This window comes from Nocardioides cremeus (genome assembly GCF_030518195.1).
GTDB classification, from domain to species: domain Bacteria; phylum Actinomycetota; class Actinomycetes; order Propionibacteriales; family Nocardioidaceae; genus Nocardioides; species Nocardioides cremeus.
In genome coordinates this window covers 65,116-88,984 of the sequence record NZ_JAULSC010000018.1, presented here as the reverse complement: position 1 = coordinate 88,984, position 23,869 = coordinate 65,116, and the positions used below count along the sequence as shown (strand labels likewise).

Below are 23,869 nucleotides of genomic sequence, written 5' to 3'. Positions count from 1 at the left end.
GCTCGGCGCCCCACTTGTCGTTGACGACCGCGTCGACGGCGTTCTCGATCTGCGGCGCCAGGGCGCCCAGGTGCACCTCGGGGCTGCCCTGGTCGAGGGTGACGAAGCCCTGCTCGTCGATGGGCAGCTTCTTCTGCAGCTCGGGGCTGATCGCCAGCTCGCCGCCGGCGACCCGGTCCCAGACCTCGCGGCTCTGGGGCACCTGGCCCGGGGTGAAGCGGCGGAAGGTGGCGGGGTCGACGGCGGCCAGGTTGAGCACCCGGTTCTCGATGCCGACCTGCAGCATCGAGAACTGCTCGACGTCCTGGACGCCGGGCAGCGCCCGGATCTCCTCGAGCGTCTCCTCGGGGATGCCGCTCTGGGTCTGCACCAGGATGTCGGCGGTGCGGGGCAGGTCCTTGAGCCGTCCGGGCGGGTCGACCGCGAACGCCGGGTCGAGACCGACCGTGGGCTGCTCGCCGTCTCTCGAACCGCCGCCGTCCTCGGAGTCCTTGCCACCGGCGCCCTTCGCGGGAGTGGCGGGCGACGGGGCGCTCGCGGCGTCGGAGGCACCGGCGCCCTCGGTGTCCTCGTCGGCGTCCGAGCCGCCGCAGGAGGACAGCAGCAGGCTCAGCACGAGCGCGGCACCCAGCGGCGCACGTCGGCGCAGCCGCGCACCTCGCAGGCCCGCTCGCGTCATGGCGCGCTCCTCCCCGGGCTCACCCCACGCGGCCCCGGCCACCAGCGTAGGCGGTGTGCGGAAGCGCCACCCACGACATCGCTCCACCGACGACCAGCAGGCCGGCGCAGCTGAGGACCACCAGGGTCCAGGCGGGGTCCAGCGCCGCGGGGTCGGCGTACTCCTCGCCGCTCAGCCCGACCAGGCTCGGCACCGCCGCGACCGCCAGCAGGCCACCGGCCCGCGAGACCGCGTTGTTGACACCGCTGGCGATGCCGGCGTGCTCGTCGGGTGCCGCGGCCAGCACGGTCGCGGTCAGCGTGGCCACCAGCAGCGCGAGACCGAGCGCGAAGACGACCACGCCCGGCAGCACCGCGACGACGTACGCCGCCTCCCCGGCGCCGAGCAGCAGCAGCACGCCGGTCGCCATCACCAGCGGGCCGAGCGTCAGCGGGATCCGGGGCCCGATGCGCGCCCCCAGCGCCCCACCGCGCCCGGCGAGCAGGAGCATCACCAGCGGCAGCGGCAGCGTGGCCAGCCCGGCTGCGAGCGGGCCGTCGCCGCCGACCACCTGCAGCTGCAGCGGCAGCATGAAGAGCAGCACCGACAGGGCGCCGTAGACCAGCAGGGTCATCGCGTTGGTGGCCGAGAAGGTGCGGTCGGCGAAGATCCCCAGCGCCAGCATCGGCTCGGCGACCCGCGACTCGACCACGACGAAGGCCACCCCGGCGGCCAGACCGACCGCGAGCGCCGGCCAGGCGGCGGGGTCGCCCCACTGCACCAGGGCGTAGGTGACACCGCCCAGGGCGAGCGCGCCGAGCACCGCCCCGGGCAGGTCGAGGTGCTGGGCCGCTCCGGGGTCGCGGGTCTCCGGCACGCCGCGGGCCAGCCACAGGGTCAGCGCCGCGACCGGAAGGTTGATCCAGAAGATCAGCCGCCAGTCGGCGTGCTCGACCAGCGCCCCGCCCACCAGCGGGCCGGCGGCGGCCGCGATCGCTCCCAGGCCGGTCCAGGTGCCGATCGCGCGCGCCCGGTCGTCGGGGTGGAAGGCGCCCTGGATCATCGCCAGCGAGCCGGGCACCATCAGCGCGGCGGCGATGCCCTGCAGCGCCCGGGCGGCGACCAGCACCTCGGCGTTCGGCGCCAGCCCGCACAGCGCCGAGGCGACCCCGAAGCCGAGCGTGCCGGCCACGAAGACCCGGCGCCGGCCGAGCCGGTCGCCGAGCGAGCCGCCGAGCAGGATCAGCGAGGCCAGGGCGAGCAGGTAGGCGTTGGTGATCCACTGCAGGTCGTTGATCGAGGCGTCGAGGTCGGCACCGATGGTGCGCAGCGCGACGTTGACCACCGTGCCGTCGAAGAGCGACATCCCCGAGCCCAGGGTCGCCGCCGCGACCACCGCCCGCCCGGTGGCCGAGCCGGTGCGCACCAGCCCGGCGTCGGGCGCGTCGCCGGCCGGGTTGCCGGCAGGGTCGTCGGGTGATGCGGACGTGGACACCTGCCCAGCCTAGGATCCGAGGGTGTCCCAGCCCCGCGCGTCAGCCCAGCGCCTGGTCGACCACGTCGACCGGCTCGGTGCCGAGCACCCGCCCATCTCCCTCGACTCCGTCGACTTCACCGTCGTCGACCCGGTGGCCCTCGAGGCCCGCTTCGGCCACGTGCTCGACTACATGGCCCGCGTCGAGCTCGAGGTCGACCGCAACGTGCTCGAGCTGATGACGATGCTGCCCGACCCGCCCGAGGTCGACGTGCACTTCTACCGCGACGTGTGGCAGCCCCAGGAGATCCAGCACGGCCGGATCCTCGACGAGCTGCAGGTGCGCCTGGGCCGCGACAACGCCGACGCCGACCTCGACTCGATCGGCACCAAGCTCAAGGTGCTCGGGGCGCTGGGCCACCTCGGCGCCTTCCAGGACGTCTCGCGGATGCTCTACTACGTCACCGGCATGGCCACCGAGCGCTCGGCGGTGCTGGCCTACAACCTGCTGCACGACGGCGTCGCCGAGATGGGTGAGTCGGCGGTGGCCCAGACGATCATCGCCCCGATCCGGCGCCAGGAGCCCGGTCACTACGCCTTCTACCAGCTCTCCGCGCGGCTGCTGTGGAGCGAGCTGGCGGCCTGGCAGAAGTGGCTGGTGCGCCACCTGCGCCGGCTCTCCTTCTCCCCCGTCGGCGCCAACGACGACGCGCAGAAGGCCGACTTCGGCGACCTGATGGCCACGCTCGGCATCGACGACGACTCCGACTTCACCGCCCAGATCGCCCGCGTCGAGATGGAGCTGCTCTGGGCGCGCGACAAGGGGCTGCCGGTGCCGGAGTACGTCACCCGCGCCTTCCGCGAGGCCCGCGAGCTCTCCCTGGCCCGCGCCGCCGGAGTTTCATCGGCCGGCCGATGAACCTGGTGGGTGGCCGATGAAGCTTCATCGTCCACCCAGGAGATCCGTCGGCCGGCCGATGAATCTCCCGTGGGTCGGGGTGGGCTAGGCGCCCAGCACCCGGGCCGCGATCCAGGCGATCTGGTCGGCGGTGGCCTCGGCGGGGCCGGAGGGCTGCATGACGTGGCTCAGCACGATCCGCACCACCATGTCGGTGGCGGTGTCGAGCTCGGCGGCGGGCAGGTCGACGTCGTACGGCGCGATCCGCGCCGCGATGACGTCCTTGGCCGCGGCCAGCAGCGAGCCCGCGTGGGTGGTGAGCAGCGGCAGCAGCTCGGTGTCGGCGCCGTGGGTGGCCGAGACGACGGCGTGCAGCAGGGGGTTGCTGGGCGCGACCTCGAGCACCGAGCGGGCCGAGGCCCGGATCGCCTCGACCAGGTCGTCGGGGTGCTCGTCGAAGGCGACGGTCACGCTGGCCAGGAAGCGGTCGAGCTCGCGCAGGATCATCGCCTCGGCCAGGCCTGCCTTGGTGCCGACCTCGTTGTAGACGGTCTGGCGCGAGACGCCCACCTCGTCGGCCAGGCGCGCCATCGTCACCTTGGCCCAGCCGACCTCGGTGGTCAGCCGCACGGCGGCGTCGACGACCCGGTCGCGCATGCTGGGGACGGTGGCGGTGCTCACGTCTCGAGTGTAGGAAGCACCGCCTCCCCCGCAGGCATCGCCCGCCCGGGCGGCCCATTCAGCCCGTGAGGCTCAGCGCCAGCACCGGGCAGGCCTGCACCGCGGCGTGCACGTGGGCACGCTGCGACTCGGCGGGCTCCTCCACGAGCACGTGCATCACCTCGTCGTCGTCGATCTCGAAGACGTCGCTGGCCATCGCCTCGCACATGCCCAGGCCCTCGCACCGCTCGCGGTCGACCTCGATGCGCATCAGCGGGCCTCGGCGTTGCTGAGCGCGACGAAGTCGACCTTCTCGCGCACCCCGCAGTCGGGGCAGCACCAGTCGTCGGGGATGTCGGCCCACGCGGTGCCGGCGGCGAAGCCCTCGAGCTCGTTGCCGACCGCGACCTCGTAGGTGTACTCACAGCCCGGGCAGCGCGCGGCCAGCACCTCGTCGTCCTCAGAACTCTCCTGGGCCGCGGGCGCCGGCACGTCGGCGGGTACGCCCGGGGACGCGCCCGGCTCGGCAGCGGGCGTGGCCGGGGCCGCGGCCGGAGTCGGCACGACGGTCGGGGCGCCCGCCACGGCGGGGGCCGGGTGCGCGGCCAGGATCCGCTCGCGCTTGCGGGGGTCGAGGTTGGCGCGGGTCAGGTCGCCCTCGAAGTGGTCGATCACCCGGGGGTCCATCACCCGGCGCCACAGCGGCGGCACGAGCGCCAGCACGATCATGCCGGCGTACCCGGTGGGCAGCACCGGGCTCTCCTCGAAGTCGCGCAGGGTCTGGTAGCGGCGCGTGGGGTTGGCGTGGTGGTCGCTGTGGCGCTGCAGGTGGTAGAGCAGCACGTTGGTGGCGATGTTGTTGGAGTTCCACGAGTGCGAGGGGTCGACGCGCTCGTAGCGCTGGCGGGTGCCCGAGCCGACCTTCTGGCGCAGCATCCCGTAGTGCTCCATGTAGTTGACGACCTCGAGCAGCGAGAAGCCGACCACGGCCTGGAGCACCAGGAAGGGCAGCACGACCGGGCCCAGCCACACCACCAGCGCACCCCACAGCACCGCCGACATCGCCCAGGCGTTGAGCACGTCGTTGCCGAGGTGGAAGGGGTGGGTGTCCTTGCGGGCGTAGCGCTTCTTCTCCAGGTGCCAGGCGCTGCGCAGCGAGCCCAGCACGGTGCGCGGCCAGAACCGGTAGAAGGACTCCCCGAACCGGCTCGAGGCGGGGTCCTCGGGGGTGGCCACCCGCACGTGGTGGCCGCGGTTGTGCTCGATGTAGAAGTGGCCGTAGAAGCTCTGGGCCAGGGCGATCTTCGAGAGCCAGCGCTCGTTGGCCTCGCGCTTGTGGCCCAGCTCGTGGGCGGTGTTGATGCCGATGCCGCCGATCGCGCCGATCGAGGTGGCCAGCCCGATCTTGTCGAGCAGGCTCAGCTCGCCCAGCCCGAAGGGGGCCCCGTTGGCGATGACGTAGAGCGCACCGACGAAGCCGGCGTACTGGACCGGGAGGAAGGCGTAGGTGATCCAGCGGTAGTACTTGTCGTTCTCGAGCGCCTCGATCGCGTCGTCGGGCGGGTTGGCGCGGTCGAGCCCGGCGACCAGGTCGATCGCGGGGACGATGCCCAGCACCACGATCGGGCCGATCCAGAACCACACGCCCCACCCGGTGAGGGCCCAGCCGCCGCCGGCGACGAAGGCCAGCGAGGGCACGACCAGGCCGATCAGCCACAGGTGGCGCTTGTGGTCGCGCCAGGCCTCGGTCGAGCCCTCCGGCACGGTCGAGCGGGGGACCTGCGGGGACGGTGTGGGGCTGCTGCTGGCCACGGGGAGCCTCCTGGCGGTGACGGGGGGTCACGACATCTGCTTGACAACACCGTAGAGATTGTCAAGCAGATTGACAAGAGGGGGCTAGTTGTAAACCTTCGCCCACCCCACAGAGGTGAAGCCGGCCGAGCTGACGAACGGGCACAATGGGCCCCGCCGCCGTGCCACCGACCACGAGGAGGCGGACGTGAGCGCTCCCCGTCGCCCCGACGGATCCGAGACCGACCGCGATCCCGACACCGCTCCCGACAGCACCCTCGGCCTGCCCGCGGGGATGCTCGAGGCGCTCTACTCACGCCCCAGCCGGGCCCGCACCGCGCTGGTCGTGGTGCCGCTCCTGGCCGGGCTCGCGGTGGCGGCGTACGTCGGCAGCACGCTGGTCTGGCCCGGCGAGGACGAGCCGGCCGCCAGCAGCAGCCCCACCACAGGCACCGACAGCACCGGCGTGACCTGCTGGAACGGCGACGAGAAGACCGACGAGCGCTCGTGCGCGCTGCCCACCGGCCGCGACGGCCTCCAGCACGTCTTCCCCTCCTTCGACCCGGGCAAGCAGACCTGCCGCGACGAGCTGGAGGAGAACCCGCAGTACACGAGGCCGGCGATGTGGACCTGCGACGTCGAGCTGGGCGGGCCGGTCTCCATCACCTACAGCCAGGTCAGCGGACAGAAGGCGGCGCGGCGCTACTTCGACAAGCTGCACGGGGTCGAGGCGGTCCGCGACCGCTCCTCCAGCGGCGTGCGGCGCGACCGGTGGCGCACCTCCCAGGTCAAGAAGTCCAAGAACCCGCGCCTGTGGTCGGGCAGCGTGCTGGTGCGCGGAGCGCCGTACGCCGTCACGGTCACCGCCCAGCGCCGCGCCGACGTCGCCCGCGCGCTGGACCGCCGCGTGCAGATGCGCCCGCTCGAGGAGCTGCGCCTGACCGCTCCCGACTCCTCCGCCTGAGGAGCCGAGCCGTTCAGCCCTTGATCGCCGAGGCCACCGCGCCGGGCACGTCGGGGTGGAAGACCGTGGGGATGATGAAGCTGGGGTTCAGCTCGTCGTCGTGGACCACGTGCGCGATCGCCTCCGCGGCGCGCAGCATCATCTCGATCGTCACGTTGGAGGCGCGGGCGTCGAGCAGCCCGCGGAAGACGCCGGGGAAGGCCAGCACGTTGTTGATCTGGTTGGGGTAGTCGGAGCGGCCCGAGGCGACCACGGCGGCGTACTTCGCCGCCTGCGCGGGGTCGACCTCGGGGTCGGGGTTGGCCAGCGCGAAGACGACCGCGTCGTCGGCCATGTCGGCGATCCACTCGGGCTGCAGCACCCCGGGGGCCGAGACGCCGATGAAGACGTCGGCCCCGTGCAGCACCGTGTGCAGGTCGCCGCGGCGGCGCTCGTGGTTGGTGCGCGAGGCCAGCTCGGCCATCGCCGGCGAGAGGGTCTCGTCGTCGCCGGAGAGCGCGCCGTCCTTGTCGCAGACCACCACGTCGCCGACCCCGGCGGCGAGCATCAGCGTCACGATCGCGGTGCCGGCCGCGCCCGCGCCGGCGACCACGACGCGCGCCTGGTCGAGCTGCTTGCCGACCACGCGCAGCGCGTTGGTCAGGGCCGCGAGCACCACGATGGCGGTGCCGTGCTGGTCGTCGTGGAAGACGGGGATGTCGAGGCTCTCGCGCAGGCGCCGCTCGATCTCGAAGCAGCGCGGGGCCGCGATGTCCTCGAGGTTGATGCCGCCGAAGCCGGGGGCGATCAGCTCGACGGCGCGCACGATCTCGTCGGTGTCCTGGGTGTCGAGGCAGATCGGCCAGGCGTCGATGTCGGCGAAGCGCTTGAAGAGCGCGGCCTTGCCCTCCATCACCGGCAGCGCCGCGCCGGGTCCGATGTTGCCGAGCCCGAGCACCGCGGAGCCGTCGGTGACGACCGCGACCGAGTTGCCCTTGATGGTCAGCCGGCGCACGTCTTCGGGGTTCTCGTAGAGCGCCATGCTGACCCGGCCCACGCCGGGTGTGTAGGCCATCGACAGGTCGTCGCGGTTCTTCAGCGGCACCTTCGAGCCGACCTCGATCTTGCCGCCGATGTGCAGCAGGAAGACCCGGTCGCTGGTGCGGTAGACCTCGACCCCGGGCACGTCCGCCGCGACGTCCTGCAGCTCCTGGGCGTGGTCGGCGTCGCCGGCCGAGCAGGTGACGTCGACGACGAGGCGCTCGTGGCTCGACTCGGCCACGTCGATGGCGGTGACGATGCCGCCGGCCTGGCTGATGGCGGTGGCCACCGCGCCCACCACTCCGTGGTCGGGCGCCGTGTGCAGGCGCATGGTGATCGAGTACGACGAGGTGGTGGCTGACCTGGACACGTGCTCAGCCTCCGCCCACCAAGTGGTTACCGGCAAGTCGGACGCGCGGGCGTCCGTGCTTGTGAGCCTGCGCACAAAGTTCTGCACTCTTGGATCGATAGTGCAGACTGCACTCCATGGCTGAAAGTGCAACGAGGGTCGAGAGTCGGCCCAGCAAGCAGGTGCTGACCCGCGCCCGCATCAACCGGTGCGCCATGCAGCTGACCCAGGACCACGGACTCGACGGCTGGACGATGGACGAGCTGGCCGCAGCCGCGGAGGTCTCGCGACGCACCCTGTTCAACTACTTCAGCTCCAAGGTCGACGCCGTGCTCGGCGCCGCGGGCTCCCCCACCCGGCGCGAGGACCCGCTGGCGCAGGCGGCCTTCGCCACCTTCGTGGCCGGCGGACCCACCGGGCAGCTCGTCGAGGACCTCGCGGTCCTGGCGCGCCCGATCCTCGGCGACGAGGACTTCGCCCCGCAGAACGTCGCGCTGCGGCGCACCCTGCTGACCTGCTCGAGCCGTCTGACCGAGGCGGTCCACCAGCACTTCGAGCAGACCGCCGACGACATCGCCGCGCTGCTGCTGCAGCGCGACCCCGCCCTCGGCGACGACCGGGCCCACCTCGTGGTGGGCCTGCTGGTGGCCGTCTTCGACTCCGCCATGCGCATCTACCTCGCCACCGACGACCCGACCGACACCGACCTCGTCGGCCTGTTCGCCGACCAGCTGCACGCCGCCGGCGAGCTGCTCGGCCGCTGACCGACCACCCACGCGCCCCGCCGTACACAGGAGACAGACACCATGGCCACCCTGCTCGCCCGACTCGGGACCACCGCCTACCGACGCTGGCCGTTCTTCATCGCCGCGTGGGTGGTCGTGCTGGCCGTGATCATCGGCCTCGCCGCCGCCTTCTCCAAGCCGATGTCGGACAACTTCACCATCCCCGGCATCCCCTCCGAGCAGGCCGCCGACCTCCAGGCCGAGCTCTTCCCCGGGGCCACCAGCGCCTTCGACCAGGCCAACGTCAACGTCGTGGTGCAGGCGCCCGAGGGCGAGACCCTCGCCGACCCCGAGAACGCCGCGGTCGTCGAGGACCTCATCGCCGACCTCGAGGCGCTGCCGCAGCAGCCCGACGACGTCGAGATCCTGCCCCCGGGCCAGGTCGCGGCCGGCCAGGAGCAGCAGCTGGTCGACCAGGCGAAGGCCTCCGGCGGCTCGGTGGAGCAGGCCCGCGCCGACGCCGCGGCCCTCTCGCCGCTGACCGAGGACGGCCGCACCGGCCTGGTCACCTACACCTGGGACGTCGACAGCCCCGCCGACGTCGAGCCCGAGACGCTCGACGCCCTCGACGAGGTGATGGACGACGCTCGCGACCAGGGCCTGGTCGTCGAGGCCAACGGCCCCGGCGCGACCGGCTTCGCCACCCCCGGCCTGGCCTCCGAGGCCCTCGGCATCGGCGTGGCCCTGCTCGTGCTGATCCTGACCTTCGGGTCCCTGGTGGCCGCCGGGCTGCCGATCATCACCGCCCTGATCGGCGTGGGCATCGGCCTGACCGGTGTCACCGCCATGACCGCCCTGGTCGACATCTCCAGCAGCACCTCCATCCTGGCCACGATGATCGGCCTGGCCGTCGGCATCGACTACACGCTCTTCATCCTGGCCCGCTACCGCACCGAGCTGCACCACACCGACGACCGGGCCCGCGCCGTGGGCATCGCCGTCGGCACCGCCGGCTCGGCCGTGGTCTTCGCCGGCCTGACCGTGCTGATCGCCCTGTCGGCGCTCTCGGTCGTGGGCATCCCGTTCCTCAGCGCGATGGGCCTGGCGGCCGCCGCGACCGTGTTCGTCGCGGTGCTGATCTCGCTCACGCTGCTGCCCGCGGTGCTGGGCCTGCTGGGCCGCCGGGCCTTCGGTGGCCAGGTCCGCCGCTACGCCCCGCCGCGCGACGGGCAGGGCCTGGTCGTCAACAACGGCGTGCGCTGGGCCCGCTGGGTCGGCAAGCGTCCGGTCGCCCTCGTGCTGGCCGTCGTGGTCGCCCTGGGCGCCCTCGCGATCCCGCTCAAGGAGCTGCAGCTGGCCTTCCCGACCGACTCCACCGCTGCGAGCGACACCACCCAGCGCCAGGCCTCCGACATCATCGCGGCCGAGTTCGGCCCCGGCCGCGAGGCCCCGCTGCTGGTCGTCGTCGACGCCCGCGACGTGGCCGACGGCGAGCAGGGCGCGGCCTTCGGCGAGGTCGTGGGCTGGGCCAGCGGCCTCGACGGCGTCGAGAACGCGCAGGTCGTGGCCACCAACGCCGACCCCACCGCCGAGCCGGGCACGCCCGCGGCCACCCCGACCGGTGCGCTGGTGCAGGTGCTGCCCGAGTTCGGCCCGGCCGAGGCCGAGGCGCAGGACCTGCTCACCGACCTGCGCGAGGGCGAGCCGGGCATCGAGGACGCGACCGGCACCGACATCGGCGTGACCGGCCTGACCGCGATCACCACCGACGTCTCCGACCGGCTCGCCGACGCCCTGCCGGTCTACCTGACCATCATCGTGGGCCTGGCCTTCATCCTGCTGATGATCGTCTTCCGCTCGATCCTGGTGCCGCTGACCGCCACCCTGGGCTTCCTGCTCTCGGTGCTGGCCACCCTGGGCGCCACCGTGGCGGTCTTCCAGCTCGGCTGGGGCGGGTTCGTCGAGGGCCAGCCGCTGGTCAGCTTCATCCCGCTGTTCCTGATCGGCGTCGTCTTCGGCCTCGCGATGGACTACCAGGTCTTCCTGGTCACCCGCATCCGCGAGGCCCGCGTGCACGGGATGTCGACCCCGGAGGCGATCGTCGACGGGTTCCGCAACTCGGCACGCGTGGTGACGGCAGCGGCCGCGATCATGACGGCGGTCTTCTCCGCCTTCGTGCTGCAGGACGACGCGATCATCAAGTCGATGGGCTTCGCACTGGCCATCGCGATCGTCTTCGACGCCTTCGTGGTGCGGATGGTCCTGATCCCGGCGCTGCTCTACCTGATGGGCGAGAAGTCCTGGTGGCTGCCGGCCTGGCTCGACAAGGTCCTGCCCGACGTCGACGTCGAGGGCGAGAAGCTCGACCGGGGTCCCGGCTACCACGCCGAGGACTCCGACCTCGACCACGAGCTCGACGAGCTCAACGACGAGCAGAGCCACCGGGTCTGACCCGCCCCGCGACGACGTACGACGTAGCAGCCCCCGGCCACCTCGGCCGGGGGCTGCTGCCGACCCGGCCAGACTTCGCGCCGAGCCGGCCCGAACTTCGCGGTGAGCCGGCCCGGACCGACGCGCTCAGGCCTCGGTGGTGCCCAGCCGGTCGAGCAGGTTCTTGGAGAACCGGTCGCCCATCTTCTCGATGACGCCGCTCATCGTCGCGGTCACGGCCTTCGAGGAGACCTTCGGCAGCGGCAGGTCGAGGGTGATCTCGAGGTTGGTCGCGAGGTGGGTGCCCTCCTCGGCGTCGGAGAGCTGGTACCAGCCCTCGACGGCCGAGCGCTCGGTCGTGCCCGCGGGCGGGTCGTGGCGGAACTCGATGCGCTCGAGGTCGGTGAAGGTCATCTTCTCGGTGAAGGCCGGCGAGACGTTCTTGCCCAGCACCTCCAACCCGCTCATCTCCCAGCGCCAGTGGTCGCCGTCGGCGGTGATCCGCTTGACGAAGGGGGTCATCTCGGCGATCGCGTCGGGGTCGACCAGCAGGTCCCAGATCTCCTGGCGGGTGGCCCGCACGACGGCGGTGGCCTCGGTGCTGGCGGAGAAGCGGGTCATCGGGTGAGCTCCTTCTCGATGTCGGCGGCGATCTTCTCGGGCTTGGTGGTGGGCGCATAGCGGTCGACGACCGACCCGTCGCGCCCGATGAGGTACTTGGTGAAGTTCCACTTGATCTTGCTGCCCAGCACCCCGCCCTTCTCCGAGCGCAGCCACTGGTAGAGCGGGTGGGCGTCGTCGCCGTTGACCTCGACCTTGGAGAACAGCGGGAAGGTGACGCCGAAGTTGCGCTCGCAGAAGCCGGCGATCTCGTCGTCCTCGCCGGGCTCCTGGCCGCCGAACTGGTCGCAGGGGAAGCCCAGCACGCTGAAGCCCCGCTCGGCGTAGGCGTCGTGCAGCTGCTGCAGACCCTGGTACTGCGGGGTGAACCCGCACTGCGAGGCGGTGTTGACCACGAGCACGACCTGGCCGCGGTAGTCGGCGAGGTCCACCTCCCGGCCGTCGATGCTGCGGGCGCTGAAGTCGTCCAAGGCGGTCATGCCAGGCAGTCTGGCAGCCACCCGGTCGCGGGCACCCCACCCACCGGGCGCGAGCCGGCGCCAGTTCCTGCTCAGCCCACCATGGTGCCGCGGACCTCGACGCCCTCCTGGTGCCCGGCCGGGTTGTGGTGGCCGTCGAGGTGCACCCGGACCCGCCGGTCGCCCACCTCGAGCACCACCTCGTCGTCCTCGATGGTCGCGACCGCCCCCCGCACCCGGTAGGACTGGCCCTCGATCCGCTCGAGCACGCCGTCGGTGTCGGAGCTCGCCTCGAGGTCACCGGTGGCCAGCAGCTGCAGCTCGGGGCGCAGCCGGTGGCGCAGCAGCAGGAACAGCCCGACCAGCACCACGAGCACGCCGTCGGCGACCAGCGTGGTCAGCAGCGCGGCGTTGCCCGTGTCGCGGCCGGTGACCCGGTAGACCTTGGGGTTGTCGGGCAGGTAGACGACCTCGGCGCGCCCGCTCGCCACCACCGCGTCGTACGCCGGCTGCTCCAGCGACACCACGACCCGCTCGTCCTGCGCCTCGGGGGCGCCCTGCTCGCGCTGATCGCCCACCACGGCCTCGACCACGGGGTCGGGCAGCGAGACCCCCACCAGCCGGTCGACGACGTCGCCACCGGCGTCCGGGGAGACCGTGACCGGCTGGGCCGGCACGTCGACCCGGGTGCCGTTGGACTCCAGGTCGCGCTGCTGCAGCAGGCTGCTGGCCAGCGGCAGGTTGATCATGGTGACCAGCACGCCCACCAGCAGCCAGGTCTTCAGTCGTCGGCTCACCCGACCAGTATCGGCCGGGCCGCCCCGGCTCAGCCCAGGCGGGGCGTGGCGGTGACCGTCGCGACGTACTCGAGCAGGCGCGCACGCAGGTCGGGGTCCTGCTCGCGCTGCCAGCCGAAGGTGGTGGGCCGCTGGGCCCGGTCGTGCCAGAAATGCTCGCCGCCGGAGGCCGGGCGGGTGGCGACCAGCCACACGGCGGTGTCGGCACCGTCCTCGGGCTCGCGCAGCAGCCGGCTGACGACCTTGTCGAAGGTGGGCAGGCTCTCGCTCACGCCGGGGGTGCGCACCCAGCCCGGGTGCATGCTCTCGACCAGGACGCCGGTGCCGGCGAGCTCGGTGGCCCAGGCGTCGGCCAGCACGACCTGCATCCGCTTGGTGCGGGCGTAGGCCTGCACGCCCTTGTACTCGCCGCGGCGGTACTCGATCTCGTCGTCGTCGCGGGTGGCCAGCCCCGAGCCGTACATCCCGCCCGAGCTCATCCACACCACCGAGCCGGGCCCGGCGACCAGGCGCTCGCGCAGCAGGTGGGTCATCAGGTGCGGGCCCAGCACGTGCGCGGCCAGCGACATCTCGTGGCCCTGCGCGCTCTCGGTGCGCTCGGGAGGCATCAGCCCGGCGTTGTGCACCAGCCCGTGCAACGCCTCGACGCGCCCGGCCAGGTCGGTGGCGAAGTCGCGCACGGCGTCGAGGTCGCTGATGTCGCAGACCTCCTCGACGATGTCGGCGTTCGGCACCTCCAGGCGCAGCTCGCGCGCGTAGTCGGAGACCTTGTCGGGGTTGCGGCCCAGCAGGTGCACGGTCGCGCCGAGGTCGAGGAAGGAGCGCGCCATCGCCTCGCCGATGCCCGAGGTGGCGCCGGTGACCAGCACCCGCTTGCCCGCGAGCGAGCCGGGCTCGGGGTCGGCCGGCCAGAACCTCCGGCGTACGCCGGAACCGATCGAGGTGTAGCCCAGCACCACCGAGCGGTCCATCGCGGTGTCGACGGCACGGGTGAGCAGCGGGGGGGCGTCCATGCCCACGAGCCTAGGCAGACGGGCGGCCCGGCCCGGTCACCCCCGTCGGGCTTCCTCACAACGAGAGGCCGGAGTCGTTGGCAGGTGGTGCCATGGAGACCGGCCCGGCGCGGGGCTAGCGTGCGGCCATGTCCCCGCACCCAGCACCCCTTGACGACCTCGTCGTGCTCGACCTGACCCGGGCCCTCGCCGGCCCGCACGCCGCGATGATGCTGGGCGACATGGGCGCCCGGGTGATCAAGGTCGAGAGCCCGGCGGGCGACGACACCCGGGGCTGGGGTCCCCCGTTCGTCGGCGAGGGCGACGAGCGCGAGTCGACCTACTTCCTGGCCGCCAACCGCAACAAGGAGTCGGTCGTCCTCGACCTCAAGACCGAGGAGGACCGCGAGGTCCTCGCCGGCCTGGTGCGCCGCAGCGACGTGCTGATGGAGAACTTCCGCGTCGGCGTGCTCGAGCGGCTCGGCTTCGGCATCGAGCGGCTGCACGAGCTCAACCCGCGCCTGATCGTGCTGTCGATCACCGGCTTCGGCCACGACGGCCCCGAGGCCAGCCGCGCCGGCTACGACCAGATCGCCCAGGGCGAGGGCGGGCTGATGAGCATCACCGGCAGCGACCCCGAGCAGCCCACCAAGGTGGGCGTGCCGATCGCGGACCTGCTGGCGGGCATGAACGGCGCGTACGGCGTCCTGGCCGCGCTGCACGAGCGCTCCCGCACCGGTCGAGGCCGGGTCGTGCGCACCTCGCTGCTGGCCAGCGTGGTCGGCGTGCACGCCTTCCAGGGCACCCGCTGGACGGTCGCCAAGGAGGTCCCCGGGATGTCGGGGCCGCACCACCCCTCGATCGCGCCGTACGGGCTCTTCCACACCGCCACCTCGCCGGTCCAGGTCGCCTGCGGCTCCGAGACCCTGTGGCGCTCCTTCGCCGCGGCGACCGGGCTCGACGTCGACGACCCGCGCTTCGCCACCAACGGCGACCGGGTGGGGTACCGCGACGAGCTGACCGCCGTCATCGAGGAGGTCCTCGCCCAGCAGCCGGCCGAGCACTGGCTCGCCCTGTTCGGCGGGGCCGGCATCCCGTCGGGCAAGGTGCGCTCCATCGACGACGTCTACGCCTGGGAGCAGACCCGCTCCCAGGGGCTCCTGCTCGACGTCGACCACCCGACCCAGGGCGCCCTGCAGCTGCCCGGCTCGCCCATCCGCTTCGACGACAACGCGTTCTCCGGCGGCCGGGCGACCCACGAGGCGCCCCCCACCCTCGGCCAGCACGACGCAGCGATCCGCGCCTGGGCCCGCGAGCCGCAGCAGTGACGCGGGTCGCCACGACCGCCCGCGAGCTCATCGACCGGGTGGTCGAGGCGGGCTCGTTCGTCTGCTGGGACACCCCGCCCGAGCGCGGCGACATCTCGCCCGAGTACGCCGCCCAGCTGGCCGCCGCGGCCGAGAGGTCCGGCGAGGACGAGGCCCTGATCACCGGCGAGGCCCTGGTCCGTGGACGCCGGGTCGCCCTGGTCGCGGGCGAGTTCGCCTTCCTCGCCGGCTCCATCGGGGTCGCGGCCTCGCGGCGCCTCATCGCCGCGGTCGAGCGGGCCACCGCGGAGGGGCTCCCCCTGCTGGCCTCCCCGACCTCGGGAGGCACCCGCATGCAGGAGGGCACCGTCGCCTTCGTCGAGATGGCCCGGATCTCGGCCGCGGTGGCCCGGCACAAGGACGCCGGCCTGCCCTACCTGGTCTACCTGCGCCACCCCACCACCGGCGGCGTGATGGCCTCGTGGGGATCGCTGGGCCACATCACGGTGGCCGAGCCCGGCGCGCTGCTCGGCTTCCTCGGTCCGCGCGTCTACGAGGCGCTCTACGGCGAGAGCTTCCCGCCCGGCGTCCAGACCGCGGAGAACCTCTTCGCCCACGGCCTCATCGACGGCGTCGTGCCCCCCGAGGAGCTGCCTGCCATCGTCGAGCGGGCCCTGGCCGTGCTGACCGCGCCCGCACCCGCACCGGTGCCCGACCCGCTCGCCGACGCTCCGGCTCCCGACGGCGACATCGACGCCTGGGAGTCGATCACGCGCTCGCGTGACGCACACCGCCCGGGCGTGCGCCAGCTGCTGCGGCTCGCTGCCTCGGAGGTGATCCCCCTCAACGGCACCGGCGAGGGCGAGAGCGACCCGGGCATGCTGCTGGCCCTGGCCCGCTTCGAGGGCGCCCCCTGCGTGCTGCTCGGCCAGGACCGCTCGACCCAGACCGAGCTGGCTCCCCTCGGTCCCGGCGCGCTGCGTGCTGCCCGACGCGGCATGCGGCTGGCGGCCGAGCTGCGGCTGCCGCTGGTCACCGTGATCGACACCCCGGGGGCAGCGCTGTCGCCGGAGGCCGAGGAGGGCGGGCTGGCCGGTGAGATCGCCCGCTGCCTGGCCGACCTCGTCACCCTCCAGTCGCCCTCGCTCACCGTGCTGCTCGGACAGGGGTGCGGGGGCGGCGCACTCGCGCTGCTGCCCGCCGACCGGGTCATCGCCGCCCAGCACGCCTGGCTCTCCCCGCTGCCGCCGGAGGGCGCGTCCGCGATCATGCACCGCACCCCCGACCGGGCCCCCGAGATGGCTCGTCAGCAGGGCGTGCGGGCCAGCGACCTGCAGGCCGCCGGGATCGTCGACAGGATCGTCCCCGAGCGCCCCGACGCCGCCCAGGAGCCGGAGGAGTTCTGCCGGCGGCTGGGCAGCGTGCTGCGCCACGAGCTCGGCTGCCTCGCAGAGCTGAGCACGCCCACCGTGCTGGCCCGCCGGCGCCAGCGCTACGCCGGCTGAGTCGGACGACACAGCGGCGGACGACACGGAAGCAGACGACACAGAAGGGGCGCCCCCACCGGGGGCGCCCCTTCGTCGTGCGTGCGGGCTGGATCAGCCCATGTCGACGATCGCGGCCACCGGGCCGCCACCCTCGGGGCCCTGGTGGGCCGCGGAGACCGAGACGAAGACCGCCGGGTCGCCGGTGACCGCAGCGGTGACGCCACCGACGCAGGCCTTGATCTGGCGGTGCCAGTGCACGTCGGAGTCGTCGAGCATCGCGTTGCGGCGTCCGCGGACCTCGCCGTCCTGGCTGGCCTCGCACTTGAGGAACACGTTGACCAGGCGACCGTCGAGGTCGGCGGTGCGCGGGCGCTCGGGCAGCTCGAGGCCGGCGTTCTTGATCGCGTCCCAGATGCCATCCTGGTCGAGCGCGTCGTCCATCACCGAGTGGCCGATGCGGTAGCGACCGCCGACGCCGCGGACGTTGCCGACCACGACGACCTGCGCCTGGTCGAGCTCGACGCCCGAGGAGCAGGAGGCCACCGCGGAGTAGAGCTCGCGGCTGTGCATGACGTCGTCGTCGGTGGGCATCTCGATCTCGCCGAGCGCGACCGCGATGCCGAGGGCGGTGACGCCGTTGGAGAGGTCCATCGACTCGTGGGTGTGCTCGGTCCACACCGTCTTGCCGCGGCTCTTGGCGTCGCGGATGGTGTTGATCGTCAGCAGCGGGGTCTTGGTCTGCACGTAGTGCACGTCGGCCGGGTCGGTGATGCCGGCGCGCTCCATGGCGACCTTGACCGCGTCGGCGACCTTCTCGATCATCGGGGTGCGCCCGATCTCCTCGGGGAGGAGCTGCTCGCTCATCGCGAAGCCGACCGAGAGCCGGGGCTCGTCGGTCTTCTCGACCTGGTCGTCGGGCAGGGTGGCGAAGATGGTCGCGTGCGGGCTGATCACGCCGTCGGTGCCGCCCGACCACACGATCGGGATCTCGCGCACGGCCTCGGCCGAGCGGCTGCCCTTGGCTGCGATGACCTCGCGGAAGGCCCGGTCGGCGATGATCCGGGTGTAGTCGTTCACCCCGCCGTTGCCCTCGGTCTTGCCGATGATGGCGATGACTCGGTCGGCCTCCATCACGCCGTCGTCGATGAGCTTCGCGAGCTCGCTCGCGTCGGCGACGGAGTGGATCGGCACCTTGCGTACTTCGATTGCTGCGGGCACGTCCGCTTCCTTCCATTGGGCTGTTGCTGGGTGGGACTGGGATTGGAGCTGGGGTGGAGCTGGGTGCGTGGATCAGCGTGGGGCGGGGACGGCCGGCACGACCCGGGTCCCGATGTGACCGTCGATCGCCTGGGCGATGCGGGCCAGCGAGGTGATGATGCCGGTGCCGCCGCTCTGCTCGGCGAAGCGCGTCACGGCCTCGATCTTCGGGCCCATGGAGCCGGCGGCGAAGCCCTGGTCGCGCGAGATGGCGCGCATCTCGGCCACGCTCACCTCGCCGATGGGCCGGGCGTGGGGGGTGCCCCAGTCGGTGACCGCGGAGTCGACGTCGGTGGCGATGACCAGCACGTCGGCCGAGGTCTGCCGAGCGATCAGGGACGCCGTCAGGTCCTTGTCGATCACGGCCTCGATCCCGGCCAGGGTGCCGTCGCTGCGACGCACGGTGGGGATGCCCCCGCCGCCGGAGCAGACCACGAGGTAGCCCTGCGCCAGCAGCGTGTCGGCAGCAGGGCCGTCGAGGCACTCGAGCGGCTCCGGTGAGGCCACCACCCGGCGCCAGCCGCGGTCGGGGACCTCGACGAAGTGCTGGCCGTGCTCGATCAGCACCCGCGCCTCGTCCTCGGGCAGGTAGCGCCCGATCGGCTTGGTCGGGGCGGTGAAGCCGGGGTCGGCGGCGTCGACCAGCGTGCGCGAGACCAGCGCAGCCGAGCGGCGATCGCTGCCCCGCCGCGCGAGTGCGCCGTCGAGGGCGCTGAGCATCAGGGCCCCGATGGTGGCCTGGGTCTGCGCGCCGCACCAGTCCAGCGGCACCGGCGGCACCACCGAGGCCGCCAGCTCGTTCTTGAGCAGGAGGTTGCCCACCTGGGGGCCGTTGCCGTGGGTCAGCAGCACGTCGTGGCCGGCCAGCACGAGGTCGGCCACGGGCTCGGCCGCCTCGGCGACCGCCCGCGCCTGGTCCTCGGGACGGGCGCTGCCGTCGGAGGAGGTCATGGCGTTGCCGCCCAGGGCGATCACGATCCGCATGGTCTCGAACCTAGGGTCGCTCGTCCCGGCTTGGCACGGGCAGGATCACCCAACAGAAGCGGCCGATGTGGTCATCATTTGCCAGGTGCATGCGGCGGGGGCGTCGGGTGCCCCAGCTCGCGGGCCAGGGTCCCCTCCAGCGTGGTGCTGGCGCGGTCCAGCAGCGCCTGCAGCACCAGCCCGCCGGCCGGCAGCCCGTGCCGGTCGTAGTGCTCGAACATGGCACGCAGCCAGGCCCGCTCGTGCTCCGGCGCGCCCGCTGCGGCGTCGTCCGGCGCCACGTGCAGCACCGGCACCGCCCGCCCCAGGACCTCGCTCGCGGCCCGAGCCACGTCGCGGGCCGAGACCAGCCTCGGCCCGCCGAGCTCGTACGTCGCACCCGCGTGCCGGTCGTCGAGCAGCACCCGGGCCGCCGCCTCGGCGACGTCGTCGAGGTCGACCAGCCCGAAGAGCCGGTCGGGGTCGTAGGGCACCCGGACGACGGGGTCGTCCTCGCCCAGGCCCGGCAGCAGGTTCTGCACGTAGGCGCACGGCTGGAGGATCGTCCAGTCCAGCCCGCTGCGCCGGACCAGGTCCTCGCCGCGGGCCTTGCCCAGGTGGTGCGGCATCGACGGTGCGTACGGCGCCGCGACGGAGTGGTAGACCACCCGGCCCACGCCGGCCGCCCGGGCCGCTGCCAGCGCGTCGGCCACCAGGGCGGGCTCGGACGGGTGCAGGTTGGGCGCCATCAGGTGCAGCGCGGCGCACCCGGTCAGGGCCTCCTCGAGCCTGCCGAGGTCGGCGCTGCCCAGGGGGCGGGCCTGCGCGCCCCGCAGCTCGAGGGCGCGGGCGAGCGCCCGGCCGGTCTTGCCCCGACCGGCCAGGACGCCCACCTCCGTGCGGCTCACAGCCAGTCGACGTCCGCGACCTCGGCGCCACCGCTGAGCTGGGCGTAGCCCGGCCCACGGTGGAAGAAGGCCTGCTCGGGCCGGGCCTCGCGCAGCTGGGCGCGCCGCTGCTCGGTCGCGTCCGCGTCGAAGCCGAGCGTGTCGTCGTCGAGGGAACCGGTCAGCACGACGCCGTAGTCGGCGAGGGCCGCCTCGGGCGAGACCTTGCGCCACACCACGTCGCGCACGACCATCTCGGGCTCGCGCGCCAGCGGGTCGCCCCAGCCGCCGCCGCCGGTGGTCCGGATCCGGATCACCTCGCCGGCCTTGACGGGCTCGTCGTCGGCGAGCGCCTCGACGACCCGCTCGTTCGGGCCGTCGGGGTCGATGACGACCTCGAAGGGCCGGCCGGCCTGGCCGCCCTTGACGCCCCAGCAGGCCAGGATCGACCGGTCGGCGATCGACATGAAGTGGCCGTCCTTGAGCATCCGGATGTGCTTCTCGTAGCCCAGGCCACCACGGAACTGCCCGGCGCCGCCGGAGTCCATGGCCAGGCCGAGCTTCTCGACCAGGAACGGGAACCGCGACTCGGTGAACTCGCTGGGCAGGTTCCGCGAGTCGGGCACCACGTGGATCGTGTCCTCGCCGTCCGCGTAGTAGCGCCCCCCGGAGCCGCCGCCGAGCACCTCACGCATCAGGTAGGGGCGGCCCTCGAGGTCGTCGCCGTAGACGCCGGTGTAACGGATGGTCTCCTGGTCGGCCGGCATCCGCCCGTCGACGGCCTTGGCCACCACCCCGGCCAGCACGCCCAGCAGCCGCAGGATCACGAACGTGCGGGCGTTGGTCGGGGCCGGGAACTCCGGGGTGAGCAGGGTGCCCTTGGGCGGGAAGCGCATCTCGATCAAGGGGATGATGCCCTCGTTGACGTCGAGCTCGGCCATCCGCTCGGGGGTGTCGGCGAGGTTGCGCAGGATCGGGGCGAGCCACTTCTTGAGGAAGACGCCGTCGGAGTAGTCGCCGCAGTGGTTGATCGGACCCTTGGCCTGCGGGGAGGTGCCCGCGAAGTCGATGACGATCCGCTCGCCGTCGGGGTCCTCGGCCGGGGTCCGGGTCAGCGTGATGCGCTGCGTGTGCAGCTGCGGCTCGTCGACACCGTCGTGCTCGGCGTAGTCCTCCCAGACCCAGCTGCCGACCGGGATCTTGGAGAGGATCTCGCGACGGTAGGTCTGCGTCGTGCGGTCGATGATCGCGTCGAAGCAAGCCTCGACGGTGTCGCGGCCGTAGCGGTCGAAGAGCTCACCGAGGCGCTGCGCGCCCATCAGACAGGCCGAGCACTCGGCGTCGAGGTCGGCGGCCAGCGACTCCGGCATCCGGGAGTTGCGGGTCATGATCCGCAGCGCCGAGCGCACCGGGACGCCCTGGTCCCACAGCTTGATCGGCGGGACCATCAGCCCCTCCTCGAAGACCGAGGTGGCGTGGCTGGGCATCGACCCGGGCACCGCGCCGCCGATGTCGTCGTGGTGGCCGAAGGCCTGGACGAAGGCGACGACCTCGGGGCCGTCCCCGGAGTCGTGGAAGACCGGCACGGTGACGCACAGGTCGGGCAGGTGGCCGATGCCGCCCTCCGACTCGTAGACGTCGTTGTGGAAGAACACGTCGCCGGGACGCATCTCCTCGAGGGGGAAGTCGCGAGCGATCGGGTGCACCAGCGCGCTGTAGGAACGCCCGGTGAGCTTGCGCAGCAACCGGTCGTGGATGCCGGCGCGGAAGTCGTGGGCGTCGCGGATCATCGGGGAGCGCGAGGTGCGCCCGATGGCGGTCTCGACCTCCATCTCCACCGAGGCCAGGCTGCCCTGCACGATCTCGACGAGCACCGGGTCGGCAGCGGCGCCCGCGTCGGCGGTCAGGCTGGCGAAGGGGAACTGGGTCGGGGCCTTGGCCGACGGCACCGCCGTGGCGGGCTCGGTGGCGGGGGCGGCGGTCATGCCGTCACGTCCTCTCGGGTCACGATCACGTTGCGGTGGGCGTCGATGCGGGCCAGGAAGCCCGGGTGCAGCGGCACGGTGGAGCCGAACTCCTCGATCACGGCGGGGCCGGCGACCTCCTGGCCCGGGGCCAGGTCGGCGCGCCAGTAGACCGGGGTGTCGACGTACCCGGTGGCCGGCTCGAAGCAGACCGGTCGACGGCTGGCCGGCTCCGGCGTCCCCGGCTCGTCCGCGACCGGCTCGGTGGCGATGTCGGGACGCTGGATCGGGCCGATCCCGGAGACCCGGATGTTCACCCACTCGACCTGCTGGCTGTCGTCGGCGGAGAAGTCGTAGCCGTAGAGGCCGCGGTGCTCGGCGTGGAAGCGTCGGGCGACCTCGTCGAGGGTGCCCTGGTCGACGGGCCCGTCGGGGACCGGCACCCGCACCTCGTAGGCCTGCCCGAAGTAGCGCACGTCGGCGGTGCGGGCGAAGCGGTGCTGGTCGGCGGGGAAGCCCTCACCGTCGAGCGCGCGGGCGGCCCGCCCGGTGAGCTCGTCGAGGACGCCGGCGACGGTCTCGGCCGCGAGGTCGTCGTGCAGCGCGACGTGGGTCTGCACGTAGTCGTTCTTCACGTCGACGGTCAGCAGGCCGAACGCCGAGACGTTGCCGGGGTTCGGCGGCACGAGGACCGTGCGCAGCCCGAGCACGTCCATCAGCCGGCACAGCAGCAGCGAGCCGGAGCCGCCGAAGGTGGTCAGCGTGAAGTCGCGGACGTCGAGCCCGCGCTTGACGGTGATCTGGCGCAGCGCGTTGGCCTGGTTCCACGCCGAGATCTCGAGGATGCCGTCGGCGCACTCCTCGGGGGTGATCCCGAGCTTGCCGGCCAGTGCGACGACACCGGTGCGGGCGGCGTCGACGTCGAGGGGGATCTCGCCACCGAGCAGGTGGGGAGGGATCCGGCCCAGGGTGACGTGCGCGTCGGTGATGGTGACGTCGGCGCCGCCCTTGGCGTAGCACAGCGGGCCGGGGTCGGCCCCGGCCGAGTGCGGGCCGACCTTGAGCGTGCCCTCGGGGGAGAGCCAGGCCACCGAGCCGCCGCCGGCGCCGACGGTGACGACGTCGATCATCGGGATCTTGCTCGGGAAGGCACCGACGCTGCCCTCGGTCGTCAGCGTGGGCTGGCCGTCGATGACCACGGAGACGTCGGTGGAGGTGCCGCCGCCGTCGCAGGTCAGGACCTTGTCGAAGCCGGCCACCTGGGCGATGAGCGCGGCGCCGAGGGCACCGGCGGCCGGGCCCGAGAGGACGGTGGTGATCGGCTGGTGCACGACCTCCTCGGCCGAGAGCACGCCGCCGTTGGACTTCATCACGTAGAACGGCACGTGCCGCTCGACGTCGGTGCTGGCGAAGGCGTCGAGCCGGGTCTTGATGTTGGTGACGTAGCGCGAGAGCTTGGGCTTGACCGCGGCGTCGACGAGCGTGGTCATCGCCCGCTCGTACTCGCGGTACTCGCGCAGCACCTCCGAGGAGACGCTGACGACGGCCTCGGGGTGCTCCTCGTGCAGGATCTGGCGCATCCGCTCCTCGTGCGTGGAGTCGGCGTAGGCGTGCAGCAGGCAGACCCCGAGGGTGTTCACGCCCCGGTCGCGGAACCAGCGCGCGGCGGCGCGGGCGCCCTCCTCGTCGAAGGGGCGGACCTCGGCGCCGGTGTGGTCGAGACGGCCACCGACTCCCTTGACCAGGTGCCGCGGGACGATCCGGTCGGGCTTGACCCAGAAGTAGGAGTTGCCGTAGCCGTCGGGCACCGACTGGCGCGCGATCTCCAGCATCGCCTCGTAGCCCTCGGTGGTGATGAAGCCGAGCTCGTCGACCTTGCCCTCGAGGAGCTGGTTGGTGGCGACCGTGGTGCCGTGGCTGACCGCGGCGATCGCGTCACCGTGGTCGGTGGGCAGACCGAGCAGCCCCAGCACCTTCTCGACACCGGCCAGGAAGCCGTCGGCCGGGTTGCCCGGCGTCGACGGTGTCTTGGTCGTCACGAGCTCGCCGCTGTCCTCGTCGAAGGCCACGACGTCGGTGAAGGTGCCACCGGTGTCGATGCCGATCCTGATGCGCCGGTCCTGCGCCACGGGCTGCTCCTGTCCTGGGGAAAGCTCTTCGCCGTTCA

At 72.9% G+C, this 23,869-nt stretch carries 20 protein-coding genes and 1 pseudogene; 6 read left to right on the top strand and 15 right to left on the bottom strand.

Features of this window, described 5'->3' with window-relative positions; all coding sequences use genetic code 11:
* Window positions 1-679 (bottom strand): annotated as a pseudogene (locus QWJ41_RS16145) (hypothetical protein); the annotation flags it as partial.
* Between the two features lie 19 nt (window positions 680-698).
* Window positions 699-2,153, bottom strand: a complete 1,455-nt coding sequence (locus QWJ41_RS16140; protein ID WP_302709421.1) for an MFS transporter — start codon at window positions 2,151-2,153, stop codon at window positions 699-701.
* A 22-nt stretch (window positions 2,154-2,175) separates the two neighbouring features.
* On the opposite strand from QWJ41_RS16140, the gene QWJ41_RS16135 reads away from it, so the two are divergent.
* The gene (locus QWJ41_RS16135; protein ID WP_302709420.1) at window positions 2,176-3,051 is read left to right on the top strand and encodes a GTP-binding protein LepA; all 876 of its coding nucleotides are present in this window, start codon (window positions 2,176-2,178) and stop codon (window positions 3,049-3,051) included.
* Window positions 3,052-3,135: 84 nt separating this feature from the next.
* Here the strand turns inward: QWJ41_RS16135 and QWJ41_RS16130 are convergent, their stop codons facing one another.
* From QWJ41_RS16130 to QWJ41_RS16120, 3 genes are read right to left on the bottom strand one after another with little or no spacing between them, the layout of a single operon-like run.
* Window positions 3,136-3,711, bottom strand: a complete 576-nt coding sequence (locus QWJ41_RS16130; RefSeq protein ID WP_302709419.1) for a TetR/AcrR family transcriptional regulator — start codon at window positions 3,709-3,711, stop codon at window positions 3,136-3,138.
* Between the two features lie 58 nt (window positions 3,712-3,769).
* Window positions 3,770-3,961, bottom strand: coding sequence for a ferredoxin (locus tag QWJ41_RS16125; protein ID WP_302709418.1), 192 nt, complete (start codon window positions 3,959-3,961; stop codon window positions 3,770-3,772).
* On the bottom strand, window positions 3,961-5,502 hold the full coding sequence (locus QWJ41_RS16120) for a fatty acid desaturase (RefSeq protein WP_302709417.1): 1,542 nt from the start codon (window positions 5,500-5,502) through the stop codon (window positions 3,961-3,963). Before QWJ41_RS16120 ends, QWJ41_RS16125 begins: the two co-directional genes overlap by 1 nt.
* A gap of 187 nt (window positions 5,503-5,689) precedes the next feature.
* Here QWJ41_RS16120 and QWJ41_RS16115 point away from each other — a divergent pair, with 187 nt between their 5' ends.
* Window positions 5,690-6,445 (top strand): hypothetical protein, encoded by a 756-nt coding sequence (locus QWJ41_RS16115; protein WP_302709416.1) that lies wholly within the window; start codon window positions 5,690-5,692, stop codon window positions 6,443-6,445.
* Window positions 6,446-6,458: 13 nt separating this feature from the next.
* Here QWJ41_RS16115 and QWJ41_RS16110 read toward each other — a convergent pair whose 3' ends face one another.
* Window positions 6,459-7,796 (bottom strand): NAD-dependent malic enzyme, encoded by a 1,338-nt coding sequence (locus tag QWJ41_RS16110; RefSeq protein WP_302709425.1) that lies wholly within the window; start codon window positions 7,794-7,796, stop codon window positions 6,459-6,461.
* A 155-nt stretch (window positions 7,797-7,951) separates the two neighbouring features.
* Here QWJ41_RS16110 and QWJ41_RS16105 point away from each other — a divergent pair, with 155 nt between their 5' ends.
* A complete protein-coding gene (locus QWJ41_RS16105; RefSeq protein ID WP_302709415.1) occupies window positions 7,952-8,578 on the top strand; it encodes a TetR/AcrR family transcriptional regulator in 627 nt (208 codons plus the stop codon).
* Window positions 8,579-8,620: 42 nt separating this feature from the next.
* Window positions 8,621-10,990: an MMPL family transporter gene (locus QWJ41_RS16100; protein WP_302709414.1), complete on the top strand. Its 2,370-nt coding sequence runs from the start codon at window positions 8,621-8,623 to the stop codon at window positions 10,988-10,990.
* 126 nt (window positions 10,991-11,116) lie between these two features.
* Here QWJ41_RS16100 and QWJ41_RS16095 read toward each other — a convergent pair whose 3' ends face one another.
* The 4 genes from QWJ41_RS16095 to QWJ41_RS16080 form a co-directional block, all read right to left on the bottom strand.
* Window positions 11,117-11,590, bottom strand: a complete 474-nt coding sequence (locus tag QWJ41_RS16095; protein WP_302709413.1) for an SRPBCC family protein — start codon at window positions 11,588-11,590, stop codon at window positions 11,117-11,119.
* A complete protein-coding gene (locus QWJ41_RS16090) occupies window positions 11,587-12,069 on the bottom strand; it encodes a glutathione peroxidase (RefSeq protein ID WP_302709412.1) in 483 nt (160 codons plus the stop codon). Before QWJ41_RS16090 ends, QWJ41_RS16095 begins: the two co-directional genes overlap by 4 nt.
* A 71-nt stretch (window positions 12,070-12,140) precedes the next feature.
* Complete coding sequence (locus tag QWJ41_RS16085; protein ID WP_302709411.1) at window positions 12,141-12,845, bottom strand: hypothetical protein; 705 nt, start codon at window positions 12,843-12,845, stop codon at window positions 12,141-12,143.
* Window positions 12,846-12,874: 29 nt separating this feature from the next.
* Window positions 12,875-13,858 (bottom strand): SDR family NAD(P)-dependent oxidoreductase, encoded by a 984-nt coding sequence (locus QWJ41_RS16080; protein WP_302709410.1) that lies wholly within the window; start codon window positions 13,856-13,858, stop codon window positions 12,875-12,877.
* 128 nt (window positions 13,859-13,986) lie between these two features.
* On the opposite strand from QWJ41_RS16080, the gene QWJ41_RS16075 reads away from it, so the two are divergent.
* Both QWJ41_RS16075 and QWJ41_RS16070 read left to right on the top strand, forming a co-directional pair.
* Window positions 13,987-15,165 carry a CaiB/BaiF CoA transferase family protein gene (locus tag QWJ41_RS16075; RefSeq protein WP_302709409.1) on the top strand — a complete coding sequence of 393 codons (1,179 nt, stop codon included), beginning with the start codon at window positions 13,987-13,989 and terminating at the stop codon, window positions 15,163-15,165.
* On the top strand, window positions 15,162-16,649 hold the full coding sequence (locus QWJ41_RS16070) for a carboxyl transferase domain-containing protein (RefSeq protein WP_302709408.1): 1,488 nt from the start codon (window positions 15,162-15,164) through the stop codon (window positions 16,647-16,649). The genes QWJ41_RS16075 and QWJ41_RS16070 overlap by 4 nt, the downstream gene beginning before the upstream one ends.
* Window positions 16,650-16,742: 93 nt before the next feature.
* Here the strand turns inward: QWJ41_RS16070 and bar are convergent, their stop codons facing one another.
* From bar to QWJ41_RS16045, 5 genes are all read right to left on the bottom strand, one after another.
* Window positions 16,743-17,849 (bottom strand): barbiturase, encoded by a 1,107-nt coding sequence (gene bar / locus QWJ41_RS16065; RefSeq protein WP_302709407.1) that lies wholly within the window; start codon window positions 17,847-17,849, stop codon window positions 16,743-16,745.
* 72 nt (window positions 17,850-17,921) lie between these two features.
* On the bottom strand, window positions 17,922-18,872 hold the full coding sequence (locus QWJ41_RS16060; RefSeq protein WP_302709406.1) for a carbamate kinase: 951 nt from the start codon (window positions 18,870-18,872) through the stop codon (window positions 17,922-17,924).
* A gap of 74 nt (window positions 18,873-18,946) precedes the next feature.
* Window positions 18,947-19,759, bottom strand: a complete 813-nt coding sequence (locus QWJ41_RS16055; protein ID WP_302709405.1) for an SDR family oxidoreductase — start codon at window positions 19,757-19,759, stop codon at window positions 18,947-18,949.
* Window positions 19,756-21,723, bottom strand: coding sequence for a hydantoinase B/oxoprolinase family protein (locus QWJ41_RS16050; RefSeq protein ID WP_302709404.1), 1,968 nt, complete (start codon window positions 21,721-21,723; stop codon window positions 19,756-19,758). The genes QWJ41_RS16055 and QWJ41_RS16050 overlap by 4 nt, the downstream gene beginning before the upstream one ends.
* The gene (locus QWJ41_RS16045; RefSeq protein WP_302709403.1) at window positions 21,720-23,831 is read right to left on the bottom strand and encodes a hydantoinase/oxoprolinase family protein; all 2,112 of its coding nucleotides are present in this window, start codon (window positions 23,829-23,831) and stop codon (window positions 21,720-21,722) included. Before QWJ41_RS16045 ends, QWJ41_RS16050 begins: the two co-directional genes overlap by 4 nt.
* Window positions 23,832-23,869 lie beyond the last annotated feature (38 nt).